The sequence below is a fragment of the Ochrobactrum soli genome (genome assembly GCF_003664555.1).
In the GTDB taxonomy this organism is placed as follows: Bacteria; Pseudomonadota; Alphaproteobacteria; order Rhizobiales; family Rhizobiaceae; genus Brucella; species Brucella teleogrylli.
In genome coordinates this window covers 226,234-237,382 of sequence record NZ_RCHH01000007.1, presented here as the reverse complement: position 1 = coordinate 237,382, position 11,149 = coordinate 226,234, and the positions used below count along the sequence as shown (strand labels likewise).

Sequence of the window (11,149 nt, the reverse complement as noted above, 5' to 3'; positions counted from 1 at the left end):
ACAATCATCCAAATAGCCAGATCGACGACCTGCTGCCTTGGGCCTATGCCGCAACGCACGATCTCAAAGCCGTGGCCTGAAAACAGCGCTTACCCTGATCATAAACCCGGCCACCGATCATAGCGGACAAGGCCGGATCGTTCTTCAGCCGTTGGACGATAGCGCCCTGAAGCTCGTAAGTTGGTGATGTCATGGCCGTCTCACCATACCTTTGCGCTGTGCCATCTGCGCTCCTCTACCGACTGCGAGTGTGAACTGTGTCGTTCCCTGCCAAGCCTCAATGCCGCGAGCAACGCCTTGTTGAACCATGGCCGCTATCTCAGCATTACCGTTCGCGCCTGACACATTCACGTTGATGTTCGGTGAATTGTTCTGGGTGTTGTTGTTCGTCTGCGACATGCTCGCCAGTGACGGAATACGGGGCGCGCTAATTGCTGCCATGCTCGGCACTCCTACCGCGCCGCCGTTCGCATAACCTTTCAAGCCACGGCGCATGGCTTCGAGTGCAGCGGGACCGCCAGCCTTCCGAACGGCTTCTTGATCGAAGACATATTCGCCCTTGTGGACTACGCCAGCCGGAACATTCTTGCCGCCACCGCCCGTATAGCCGCCGGAAGCAAAGCCCGGAATGATGCCCGACAGGAACGATGTCTGCCCGCCACCTGTGAGGCCATTAAACAGCGCATCCAGGCCAGAATTGAGGAACCGGCTTGCAAGGCCTTTAAGTGCGTCTGACAGCACGTCTGTGGCCTTTGCGCCGGAAAGAAGCCCATCAACCAGCGTACCGGCGAACTCGCGCCCTGCATCGTTGATTTCCTCTATTGCGGCCCGCTGCTTGTCGAAAGCCTCATTAGCCTTGTAGGTGCTTTCCACAAGCTGCTCGATCTGGGCGCGTTCTGCTGCCGTGGCCGCTGCTCCTGCTTGGCGAAGAGCGGTCATCTTCTCTTTTTCCACCGCCGTCTTGCCAACCAGTGATGCTTCGAACTGAAGGTCTTTGATCAGATCGGTGACGGCCTTGCGTTCGCGCTCAGCGGCTTTGGCTGCCTTGTCACGCGCCTTTTCCTCATCTGACTTGCCCTTTTTCTTGGTGTCAGGCGGGGTATATGGCTTTACCGGCGGCTCGATTGTGATGGTGTCGAGTTTGACGGCGGTAAGCTCGTCCTTGCGGGCCTGTAGGCGCGCCATCTGATCGTCTACGGCCTTTAGCTCGGTGGCTGCATCCTTACCGACGACGCCCAGAACGCTATCTTCCCACCCGCCTTTTTGAGCAAGAAGCTGCTCTCTGCGCTTGGTAAGCGTGTCCAGTTCAGCATTGATGCCAGACAGGGTTTTGTTTTCCATGCCCTGCCACGACGACAGGAAGCCTTGCAGCGCCGTCGCTGCTTCCACGATAGCGCCTTTGACCGCCGTGCCCATCGTGGTCGCCAGACGGTTGAAAGCCTTGTCGATCTCGTCAGCCTTCTTGATGAAGTCAGCGTCGAAGACAGCGCCCATCTTCTCGGCTTCATTGAGCGTCTTGGTAATTCCGTCGCGGCCTTGCTCAACGAGCCTGACAAACTGCTCGCCACCCTGACCGCCTAGAAGCTCATCAAAGATGCGAACGCCTGCCGCTGTGTCCTTCAGGCGACGGGTACGGTCGATCAGTTCCAGCATGAATTTCGACGGGTCTTTGATGCGCTCCTTCACCTCTGCCGGTGACATGCCGAGCCGCTGGAAGCTTTCTGCTGCCGATCCCTTGCCGGTCTGGATATACTCATCAGCCCGGAGATTAAGCTCCTTGAAGCCGTCAATCAGAGCATCCACGCCGATCCGGTTCTGGTCGGCAACATAACGCCAGCGCTGGAAATCCTTGACGTTGATACCAGCTGTCTGCGCTTCGCGGCCAAGGTCCGCAAATGACTTTGTGACCGCCTGTACGCTCGCGGCGAGGCCAACCACGCCTCCGGCAGCGATGCCCGCAAACAGCCCCTTGCCGAATTCAGATACAAGGCCCTTCATCTTGGAGAAGCCGCGAGCGAGCGAACTTTCCATATTCTTCGCCGCCTTGTTGGTGCGGCGCTCCATGTTGCCCATTTCACCGTCAAGCTGCTTGGCAAACTTCGCCATCTGCTTTTCGGCCTCTTTCACACGCATTTCCATGCGCGCATACAGTGCGGGTTCATTTGCCATTGTTGAAATCCTTGATTGCCTTGTTCATGGCGCGGCTGCGGCGGCTCCCGAACTTCTTCTTCAGAAGACGGTAGGCAGGCCAGAAGAACGGGTTCGCCTGCATGTCTTGCGTCCCGAATTCCTGCGCTATGGCGTAATCGTAAGTGCCGCCGTCCTTGGTAGGCTTGCGCGTGGCTTCGCCGCCTGCGCGCACGATCTGCCCGCCTGTCTCGCTGTCTTGGTGGCGAATACTGGGCTTAAGATGAATGCCGTCCTCTGGATCGACGGGAGCCATGCTGCGAGACACACGGACCCATTCATCCGCGTTCTTTTCAATTGCCGCGTTCGTCTCCTTGAGCACCTTGTTAGGCAAAGCAAGGAGACGGCGCTTGAATGCAGCACTGGTATGCCACGCCTTAGCCATCGGCGTTCTCCTCCTCATCGGAGAAGGAAGCATCTGCTTCATCAATGCCGTACAGCGCGGCAAGGAGCACCATTGAAGCGAGCGGGGCATATGTCCCTACGCCATGTGCACGAACAGCCTCCCTGACCGCTGTAGACCGCACGGTCTCGGTGAATGCCACCAACACGCCGTGAACCTTGGTAAAATCCTTCTGCATCTGCCATTGCATCAGGTTTGTGCCTTCTGCGGGCTGTCTGCACATGGCAAAATCGAGAACGTCTGTGACATCCTTGGCCGTCCACGAATTGCCCATCAGGCGCTTGAGCATCGAGATTGCCGAACCGTGATCGGCCTCGAAATACGGCAATGCATGGCGCTGGATTGCGATAGTGTATTCGCTCCCATTCATCAGGGCCTTCACGCTATCGACGTGCTTCTTCTCATCGGTCATGGGTTGTTCTCCACCGAAACGGGTTCACATTTGAAATTGTTGGAATTCAATGGCTTAGACGGGCCATATCGTGCGAGACGCGCCGCGCATTTCCTGGAGCACGTCTGCTTAGGTTCTGAAGCCCAGCGGACGAAGAACCGATTGAAACAGACAACACATGCCCGCTCTTTGTCGGCCTCGTTACGTTTGTACTTGCATGCATCGGAACAGTAGCGCTGTGTTTTGTTCGCCTTGAACGGCTTGCTGCATAGAACGCATTCCCTGACCGGGCGCTTTTCGTCTTGGCGGCGTTGATATTCCCGTTGCTTAGCCTTGAACGCTTCAGGATCGGCAGCCTTGCGCTTTGCCCGGTTGATGACTTTCTGCGCCAGCGCATGCTCTTTGTTTCGTTCCATCCAACGCGATACGTTGACGTAATGCCGACAATGATCAGAGCAGTAGAGCTTCTGATTTTCTTCGAGCGGCGCATGGCACTTCTGATTGATGCAACGGCGCATGTTGCCGTGAAAGCCGTTGCCACGATATTCGGGCTGACCATCTGCCCATGACGGGCGCTTCGCTCCAATTCGGTTAAGAGCGGTCAGAACGATGTCAGCAGACGCGATATCCGCTTCTTCCCATCCCCATCCCTCAACACAAAGGAAAGCCCGCACATGGTGCCGACAGGTGCCCTCCAGAGCGAATAGCGTGGGTCTTCCTTCCTTCAGGATAACAATCACTGTATCCAGCAGGCGGGTGCGCAGATCGTCATTGAGCTTTCTCGGTTTTGCCCTAGCTGCGATCCGCTTTTTTGTTTCCCGAATATTCTGGCGCTCGTAGGCACTGCGCACGATCCTGATTTCTTCTTCGGAGAGCGCACGGCCTGTAAACTTGGCGACAAAGTTCATCAGATCGCCCCCATCTCGATAACTTCGCGTTCGTCCGTGGTGGCGTATGACGACACATTGCTTTCGCCAGCGGCACAGCGAGCGACGGCCATGGCAGCGGCTACAGCGCCGTCAATGCGATCCTTGGACTTGCCTTTGTGGAAGCTCTTGTTTCCTGACTTGTCGACTTCAACGGCTATGTTGTCGAAGTGCCAGCGTAGGATCGGATGACCCCCATGCTTGAACTGACGGCCCATAATAGCCCGCTCAAGCTCTGCGATTGCTGGGGCCATGGTGATCCAGCCCTGACGCATCTCCACAGCCGGGAAGCCATCCTCAAGAAGATTGTTCAGGGTGTTCCGCGCCAAGTGCGGATCGAATGCGATCTCCTGCACGTTGAAGCGGGCGCAAAGCTCCCTGATTTGATCCTCGACAATGCGGAAATCGATCACGTTGCCGGGTGTGGGCGTGATTAATCCTTCCTCTGCCCACTGGGGATAGGGAACATCGTCCTTGTCAGCGCGGCGCTGAAGATTGTCTTCGGGGCAGAAGAACCACGGATAGGCTTCATATCCCCGCTCACGGCTTCCCCAGACGGCTACAATGGCCGAAAGGTCCGAAGTGCTGGAAAGGTCCACAGCAAGCCAGCACGGCTCCTGTGTGGCTTCCTTGTCCTCAAGATCGACCAAGCCCCGGCCTTCGTCATAGACTGGCATTTCCACGAACGGGCTATCGCTGTAGTCCATCCACATGTTGAGATGGAACTGACAAAAGGCGTCACGCTCTGAAGGACGTTCATGTGCCTCTCTGGCATAGTCGCGCAAGCCGTCAATATCTGGAAAGCCCAGAGGCAAGCCGGGGTTCATGAAGTGCCAGAGGCGTTCATCCTGCCAGCCGTCGAATTCCTCCACGCCGTCGCCGGTCCATTTTGATTTCTCGGTAGGGTCCGTTTCAAACAGGATCGGCAGGAAGCTGGGGTCTTCCACTTCGCCGGATTGTACCTTGCGCGCATAGTCGAGCAGACCGAAGGCAAGGTTTTCTTGCCCGCGTCCAGCCTGTGTGATGATGACAAGCAACGCCCCTTTGGTCTTGTTCATGCCGGTGCGCAGCGCTTGCCATGTCTTGCGGGAGCGGTCCCCATCCCACGCGATCAATTCGTCAGCCAGAACGAATTGCAGCGTCTTGCCAAGCTTGCCTTTCCCGCCTGATGCCAATGCCCGGAACTTTGCGCCTGACAGCTTGTGCTCAAGAATGTATGTGCTCTCGTTCAGCTTGACCTTGCTCTCGGTCAGCCAGTCGGTTTCCTTGACGATGCCTGCCGCTTCCTCATAGGCAATCACTGCATCCTCTTCAGCGGAAGCCGCAACCACAGCCTGACCGCCCGGCTTGCGTTCCCAGCCGACTGTGTGAAGCAATGCAAGGCCAGCGCCCAGCGTGGTCTTTCTCGCACCACGTGGCAGCAAGGCGAATACCGTGCGCACCTGACGCCTGCCGTCTGGAAACGCAGGGCCATAGATGCGTTTGACCGCTCTTTCCCAGAATGGGGGCAGATCAAACTTGCCGGTCTCGCTCTTCGGATGATGGAGGCGCTTGAGGAAATCTACAGCGCGTTCACCGTAACCGAAGGGATCGGGTATATCGCTATCATCAAACAACCAGGCCGGACGGCGCGCCTTTATCATCTTGCCCTCCTTTCGGCTGGAACTGACCCTTGGATCGAGATGCAGGTGAGATGCCAAGCTCTGCGCCCAGACGCGCCACTGCTTCCAGCGACTTCGACAGAAGCCCGTTGGCAGGATTAGGCTTGAGCATCTGGTGAGCGGTCTTCGTCAGAACGCCATGTTCTGCGATAGCCTTCTGGGCCTCCTGTGCTGACCAGCGCGCAATCAGATAGCTTTCGAGCAATCCGAGAGCGGGCGTTGTCAGGATTTTCCGTTCGGCCAAGTCAGCGCCAATAGCGTTCCATTCCGCCACCATGTTTTCAGGTACGCTTTCGGGAGGCTGGGGAACGCCTTTCAGCCCGCCGTCTATCGCCTTCAGTTCGGCCTTGCGCCCGCGAGTGCTCATTCGGCCAACCTCACACAGCGCATTTCCAGACCGCGATTACGGCCTATCAGCGTGACTTCCTTGATATCGAAGTTGCGGCCATCGAAGCGGATGCGGTCGGCGGGATCGATGGAAGCGAAATACCGGGTGCGGAATATCACCACGTTGTCGGTCGTAATGCCGTAAGACCTGATGAATTCCTCGGTGCTGGCGGTCACGATCTGGGCGCGCAAGGTCACAAGGTCGCCCCAACCAAGGATTTCGTTGCCCATGCCATCGTCTCCGATGACCATGTGGCGCTGAATGACTATGACGCGATCAAGCTTTCCTGCCCGCATGTCAGAAGCTCCATTCGCGGTATTCGTTCACGATGGGCCAAACACCGAACGGCAGTTCCTGACCTGACACACCGACCAGAACGCCTTCGCGGTTCTCGTACCAGCTTGCAGCGGTGAGCAGGACGGCTTGCTTCAGAGAGGCTGGAATAGGCTGCTGGTCGGTGCCGCCATAAATCTCCTCGATCTTGAAGCCCAGAAGTCGCTCAATATGATCTTGCGCGGCCTCAATCGCGTGGTTGATGAGAGCATCGTCAATGGTTCCCATGTCCTCGGTTATTCCGAGCTGGGCCTTCATCAATTCGAGGTCAACAATCATTGAACAATACCTCTCTCAGTGTTCATTAAAACGAGAGCTAATTCGAAATTTTTTCGTAAGTGCCTGCCCGCGCCGGTCCCCAGCCGAGGCGGAAAGTTCAGGATCACCCCCCGGTCGGGATGCCTTAGCAGGGGTCGCCTTCTGGATGCGCTTCTCTGCGGCCTGCTTCGGCCCTGAGTGGCAAGGAGTGCAAAGGGGCTGCCAGTTGAACCGATCCCAGAACAGCGCGTGGTTGCCCTTGTGTGGCTTGATATGATCGACCACGTTTGCGGGCGCACCACAGCGGCAGCACAGTGGATGGGCGGCTAGATACTGCTTACGCGCCTTTGCCCATTCACTGTTGTAGCCACGTTGGTTAGCCGTTGGTCGCTTCTGGTCGAAGCGCGCCTTGCGCTCCTTCTCAAGCCGCAGTGCGGTGACGCAACGCTCACCACTTGGATGAGCCTTGCCACAATGACCACAGACGGAAGGAGCGCGGGTTGCCATCTGATTACGCCGCGTCCGACTTGAGCAGGGCGATAGCTTCAGGCTGTACTGTCTTGCCACCCACACGACGACGTGCGCGGATTTTGACGATGCCGTTATCTGCACCGGTATAGTCGTCACGCATGATCTGTACGCCCACGCGATCCACGATCTGGTAACCGGCAGAGAAGTCACCGAATGCAACCGGGAACGTGTCTGCGGCTACTTCCGGCTGATAGTCAGGCATATCAACCGCTTCATAGACCGGACGGCCCAGAAGGGTAGCAGGCTGACCAGTGGCAAGGCTGTCACCCCAGAGCATGCGCTTGGTGGTATCCAGCGAACCACGGATAAGGGCCATGGTCTTGCGGTTCATCAGCCACGATGCGCGAGCGGCATATGCGGAAGGCAGGGCATAGAACAGCTTGATAAGCTGATCGATGACATCCGTGCCATCCTGTGCGGCGGTGACCTTTTCGAAGACTGCCGGATCATTCAGGAAGCCGGTCGGCTTGCCGTTACCGTCGCCGGTGACGAATGCCGCTGCTTCAGCCTTGCCGAACTGCTGACCGATCTGGCCCGCAAGGTACGACTGAAGGTCGATGAAGCTGTCTTCAATAAGCTGCTGGCTGACCGGGACAATGACCGCATGTTCGAACACCTTGATGTTCAACTGGTCGAATACCGGTTCAGACGATGGGCGCGGGCCGGTTTCCGTGACCCAGTTGCCGGTAAGCGGCGTTTCCAGCGTCGGCAGATAGATTTCTGTCGTGCCAATGGACATGATCGAAGCAAGCGAACGCATCGGGGAGAACTCGGTCACCTTCTCAATAACGGTGGTCGAGTATTCCGGCGCGGTCACATAACCACCGGCGGCAGGCGTACCCAGATTGAGGGTCTTCTGATCCTCTTCGTTCAGGGATGCCACGCCATTGCGAAGGAAGTTGTTCAGCGCCTTCTTTTCGATGCTGCCTTCTTCCTTGTCGGTCGTGCCGTCTGGGCGGTTCATCTTGGCTTCGATGCCGTCCAGCCGTTCATTGAGCTTTTCAACGCTCTTGAGCGATGTTTCCATAGCGCCCATCTTGGTTTCGATTGCCGCAAGCTGCTGCGCGGCTTCCTGCTGTTGATCAGACACGGTTGTGCCTTCCTTTCCGGCCTGCGCGGCCTTTGCGGACGTAATCCTCGCGCCGGGATGGCACGGGATCGCCACAATTGAGATTTCCATCAGATTGACTTCGGAGATGGTTCGACCGCCGCCCTTGCGAGCTACGGCCTTCTTGGTGCCGAAACCGATGCTCAGGCCGGTTGCAGCCTTTTCACGGACAAGCGCACGGACTTCCGCCGCACGTGCCACTTCGTTGATGAGAAGACGGCCACGGACTTCCAGACCCTTCTCAGTCTCGGTGAAACTGTCCCATACACCCACGGTTTCGCGCTGATCGTGACCGAACAGCATGGGCATGGGAGCGGATGCGCCCTTGAAGGCCCCCGGCAGGATTTCGTCACCCACCATGTCAGGCGAACCGAAGGGCCACGCCAAGCCGGTGATCTCGCCAGCATCCGAAACGGTGAATGCGGATTTGAACTCAAGCTTTTCCATTGTCGGCCTCTACGGTTGCTGGATTTTTCGGGGTGCTGTTCGCCGGAACGATGCCCGGCTGACTGGAACCGGTATTCGGGTTCACACGTTCGTCGCCGCCCTCGTATGGAGCATCCCCTTCCCAAGCCCGGATTTCGTTCGGGCTGTAGAGACGGCTGGCAATCATCGAAGCATAGGCGGTTGCTCGCGTTGCAAGGTCCACGCGGGTGATGTCGTCGCGCTCGAATACGACCTTCCAGCTTTTTTGCTCATCCCGGTTGAACAGGGCGCGGGTCAGCGCAGCCTCAAGGGCGCGAAGCCATGGCTCAAGCGTATAGGAGAGGAATTCTTTGGCCTTCTGCTCGCTGTTCGACCATGTGGCACGGGTCAGGTCGCCAATCATGGGAGCCGGGATATTGAAAGCGCGGGCAATCTCTTCGATCTGGAAACGGCGCAACTCCAAGAACTGTGCGTCCACGCTATTCAGCGTCATAGGCTTCCACTTGGCACCGTCCCATAGAACCGCCGTCTTGCCGGAATTGCTGATGCCCTCCATGGCCGCTTTCCATGCACGAAGCATCTTCTTCGCGCCGTCTTCACCGATGGGTTTTTCGTTCTCGATCACGCCGCCGGGACGTGCACCACGCTGGAATAGGTTGACGGCATGGGTTTCCATCACGTGGGCGGCTGTAATAGCCATACGGGCGAGAGTGAGCGGGCAGCGGCTGAATGGACCGCGCAGATGGATCACGTCATCGGTTTTGATCTTCTTGCCATTCAGGCGGTAGGTCGGCTCGCCGGTCCCTTTCGGATCGTACTGCACACCGATATTGCCGCTGTCGTAATGGATGATCTCATAAGGCTTGCCATCAACGCGATTGATCCACGCAAAGCCGCCTGCATCATTGCAAAGCGCCTCGGATACCAGATCGCGGATAAGCTCGAAGCCAGACAGCCAGCCGTTGGCCTGACTTGTCAGGAGGGAATAGGCAGGGTGAGAATAGTCGGGGGAGGCTTGGCCCTTGTCGTCAATGGTGACGATCTTCACTTGGAGCGTGGCGCAAGCTTCCGAGATAACACGCACGGCAGCGCTGACGGCTGGAACGGTCATGGCCGTAGCTGCGGACACTGGAGCCGCATTGGCTACCGATCCGGTGAATAGCTCGATCAGCCAGTCTTCAGGCACTGCCGTGCCGGACTTCTGTTCAACTGGTGCGGATTTGGAAAAGGGCCATATCTTCATTCATCAGTTTATGCCCTATGCCCCGCCAGTTATGATAACGGTTTAAGAACGGTATTCATGGTTTGAGCGGGGGTAATATGGATTGGATCAGGCAAACTTTACGGAACAACGAAAGAAGGCAGGAGCTAATTCAATTAAGGTACGAGTTGACTAGGTTGGGAACTGAGCTGAGTGAAAAGACAAGTAGCTTAAAGACCAAGTCAGAAGAATTTCAAAAGCTGCTTTCAGAGTACGGATTTGAAGCTGATTTAGTCATGTCTGAAATTGAAAAACTCGAAACTGAACAAATGATTGAACGCGCCGAACGATGGAAAATACCGGTGCCTAATCGACCTTATGGCTCGTATGAAGGAAAAGATGATAATTTTTGGAAACGTAATGACCTGCACGGCGTATACTACTTAACGAATGAGGCAAAGCAGATGATACGCCGTCAGGTTTTCGAAGAGAGGGAGATGCTAACGAAGCCTATTCTTAGTTGGGCAGCTCTTTTTATAAGTATAATTAGTTTAATTATTGCCCTCTTGAAATCTTAGGAAGGCGATTAGATCTTCTTCGAACGCATAATATCTTCCACCGATTTCCTTAATAGGCGTGCCTGGTTGCTTCGCTAATGTGTCGCGAACAAAATCGGGACCTACTCCTATTCGATGACCTATTGCGGGTAATGTCCAAATGATCTTGATCTTTGGATCAGTCATTTTGTCATGCGGCGTGAGGTGTTTCATAGCGGGTGCAGTTCCTCGCCGTTCGGATTGAACCATCTGACCTCAATCTTCGGGCTATCCCGGCGATAGTCGCGAACCAACTTATTGATCTCCTCGCGATACAGGTCGGTTGCTCGCAAGGTTTTTACACCGCCAGAGACGATATAGATTTGAAAGAGGCGCTCTTCTTCTTCGTCATACTTCGATAGCCATTGCGCCAAGATATGGACTTCCGTGGCTCCCTTTTTCGGGACGGACGATTTCCGGTGACTGACCGCGACGATCGGGCCGCGCCTCGGCTTGCTAGCGAGTAGGTTGCGCTCCATCGTCCGAATTTCCTCTTCTGACAGATCATCTTCAGGATTGCTCATCAGTTTGACCTCGCACGGATAAGACGGGCTTCAGTTGCCGCCAGACTGGCTTCGAGCGCCGTTAATGCGAAACGCTGGCGAAGCTCTTGGATAACCGGGTGCGGCTTCAGATGGTCGGGCGTGGTCGCCAGCCATTTCGCTGCCTCGGTCACGCGGGGATTGCCATTCTCACTCATGCGGCACCTCCATTGGAATGCGGGGCTTCGCCCCAACCCC

Annotated in this window: 13 protein-coding genes; 1 reads left to right on the top strand and 12 read right to left on the bottom strand. The window is 56.4% G+C overall.

Annotation, left to right across the window (positions count from 1 at the left end; genetic code table 11):
* Positions 1 to 189 precede the first annotated feature (189 nt).
* The 10 genes from D8666_RS14640 to D8666_RS14595 all read right to left on the bottom strand — a co-directional run bounded on the left by D8666_RS14640 (position 190) and on the right by D8666_RS14595 (position 9,855).
* On the bottom strand, positions 190 to 2,169 hold the full coding sequence (locus tag D8666_RS14640) for a hypothetical protein (protein ID WP_121538497.1): 1,980 nt from the start codon (positions 2,167 to 2,169) through the stop codon (positions 190 to 192).
* Positions 2,159 to 2,572, bottom strand: a complete 414-nt coding sequence (locus D8666_RS14635; protein ID WP_167836091.1) for an HK97-gp10 family putative phage morphogenesis protein — start codon at positions 2,570 to 2,572, stop codon at positions 2,159 to 2,161. The genes D8666_RS14640 and D8666_RS14635 overlap by 11 nt, the downstream gene beginning before the upstream one ends.
* Entirely contained in the window at positions 2,565 to 3,002 is a 438-nt protein-coding gene (locus D8666_RS24005) for a hypothetical protein (RefSeq protein WP_147438005.1), read from the bottom strand. The genes D8666_RS14635 and D8666_RS24005 overlap by 8 nt, the downstream gene beginning before the upstream one ends.
* Positions 2,999 to 3,889, bottom strand: a complete 891-nt coding sequence (locus D8666_RS14630) for a hypothetical protein (RefSeq protein ID WP_121538493.1) — start codon at positions 3,887 to 3,889, stop codon at positions 2,999 to 3,001. The genes D8666_RS24005 and D8666_RS14630 overlap by 4 nt, the downstream gene beginning before the upstream one ends.
* Positions 3,889 to 5,550, bottom strand: coding sequence for a terminase large subunit (locus D8666_RS14625; protein ID WP_121538491.1), 1,662 nt, complete (start codon positions 5,548 to 5,550; stop codon positions 3,889 to 3,891). The genes D8666_RS14630 and D8666_RS14625 overlap by 1 nt, the downstream gene beginning before the upstream one ends.
* Positions 5,516 to 5,935 carry a phage terminase small subunit P27 family gene (locus D8666_RS14620; protein ID WP_121538489.1) on the bottom strand — a complete coding sequence of 140 codons (420 nt, stop codon included), beginning with the start codon at positions 5,933 to 5,935 and terminating at the stop codon, positions 5,516 to 5,518. Before D8666_RS14620 ends, D8666_RS14625 begins: the two co-directional genes overlap by 35 nt.
* Positions 5,932 to 6,252, bottom strand: a complete 321-nt coding sequence (locus tag D8666_RS14615; protein WP_121538487.1) for a phage head closure protein — start codon at positions 6,250 to 6,252, stop codon at positions 5,932 to 5,934. The genes D8666_RS14620 and D8666_RS14615 overlap by 4 nt, the downstream gene beginning before the upstream one ends.
* A gap of 1 nt (position 6,253) precedes the next feature.
* A complete protein-coding gene (locus D8666_RS14610; protein WP_109367371.1) occupies positions 6,254 to 6,568 on the bottom strand; it encodes a head-tail connector protein in 315 nt (104 codons plus the stop codon).
* Positions 6,569 to 7,058: 490 nt separating this feature from the next.
* A complete protein-coding gene (locus D8666_RS14600; protein WP_121538483.1) occupies positions 7,059 to 8,633 on the bottom strand; it encodes a phage major capsid protein in 1,575 nt (524 codons plus the stop codon).
* Positions 8,620 to 9,855 carry a phage portal protein gene (locus D8666_RS14595; protein WP_121538481.1) on the bottom strand — a complete coding sequence of 412 codons (1,236 nt, stop codon included), beginning with the start codon at positions 9,853 to 9,855 and terminating at the stop codon, positions 8,620 to 8,622. Before D8666_RS14595 ends, D8666_RS14600 begins: the two co-directional genes overlap by 14 nt.
* Positions 9,856 to 10,010: 155 nt before the next feature.
* Between D8666_RS14595 and D8666_RS14590 the strand changes: the two genes are divergently transcribed.
* Positions 10,011 to 10,391, top strand: a complete 381-nt coding sequence (locus D8666_RS14590; RefSeq protein WP_147438004.1) for a hypothetical protein — start codon at positions 10,011 to 10,013, stop codon at positions 10,389 to 10,391.
* 188 nt (positions 10,392 to 10,579) lie between these two features.
* Here the strand turns inward: D8666_RS14590 and D8666_RS14585 are convergent, their stop codons facing one another.
* Together D8666_RS14585 and D8666_RS24240 are read right to left on the bottom strand one after the other, a co-directional pair.
* Positions 10,580 to 10,933, bottom strand: a complete 354-nt coding sequence (locus tag D8666_RS14585; RefSeq protein WP_121538477.1) for a hypothetical protein — start codon at positions 10,931 to 10,933, stop codon at positions 10,580 to 10,582.
* Positions 10,933 to 11,109, bottom strand: coding sequence for a hypothetical protein (locus tag D8666_RS24240; RefSeq protein ID WP_167836090.1), 177 nt, complete (start codon positions 11,107 to 11,109; stop codon positions 10,933 to 10,935). Before D8666_RS24240 ends, D8666_RS14585 begins: the two co-directional genes overlap by 1 nt.
* Between the last annotated feature and the right edge of the window lie 40 nt (positions 11,110 to 11,149).

Coding starts and splice junctions, on each gene's coding strand:
- D8666_RS14640 (WP_121538497.1), bottom strand. CDS start 2,169: ATGGCAAATGAACCCGCACTGTATGCGCGCATGGAAATGCGTGTGAAA.
- D8666_RS14635 (WP_167836091.1), bottom strand. CDS start 2,572: ATGGCTAAGGCGTGGCATACCAGTGCTGCATTCAAGCGCCGTCTCCTT.
- D8666_RS24005 (WP_147438005.1), bottom strand. CDS start 3,002: ATGACCGATGAGAAGAAGCACGTCGATAGCGTGAAGGCCCTGATGAAT.
- D8666_RS14630 (WP_121538493.1), bottom strand. CDS start 3,889: ATGAACTTTGTCGCCAAGTTTACAGGCCGTGCGCTCTCCGAAGAAGAA.
- D8666_RS14625 (WP_121538491.1), bottom strand. CDS start 5,550: ATGATAAAGGCGCGCCGTCCGGCCTGGTTGTTTGATGATAGCGATATA.
- D8666_RS14620 (WP_121538489.1), bottom strand. CDS start 5,935: ATGAGCACTCGCGGGCGCAAGGCCGAACTGAAGGCGATAGACGGCGGG.
- D8666_RS14615 (WP_121538487.1), bottom strand. CDS start 6,252: ATGCGGGCAGGAAAGCTTGATCGCGTCATAGTCATTCAGCGCCACATG.
- D8666_RS14610 (WP_109367371.1), bottom strand. CDS start 6,568: ATGATTGTTGACCTCGAATTGATGAAGGCCCAGCTCGGAATAACCGAG.
- D8666_RS14600 (WP_121538483.1), bottom strand. CDS start 8,633: ATGGAAAAGCTTGAGTTCAAATCCGCATTCACCGTTTCGGATGCTGGC.
- D8666_RS14595 (WP_121538481.1), bottom strand. CDS start 9,855: ATGAAGATATGGCCCTTTTCCAAATCCGCACCAGTTGAACAGAAGTCC.
- D8666_RS14585 (WP_121538477.1), bottom strand. CDS start 10,933: ATGAGCAATCCTGAAGATGATCTGTCAGAAGAGGAAATTCGGACGATG.
- D8666_RS24240 (WP_167836090.1), bottom strand. CDS start 11,109: ATGAGTGAGAATGGCAATCCCCGCGTGACCGAGGCAGCGAAATGGCTG.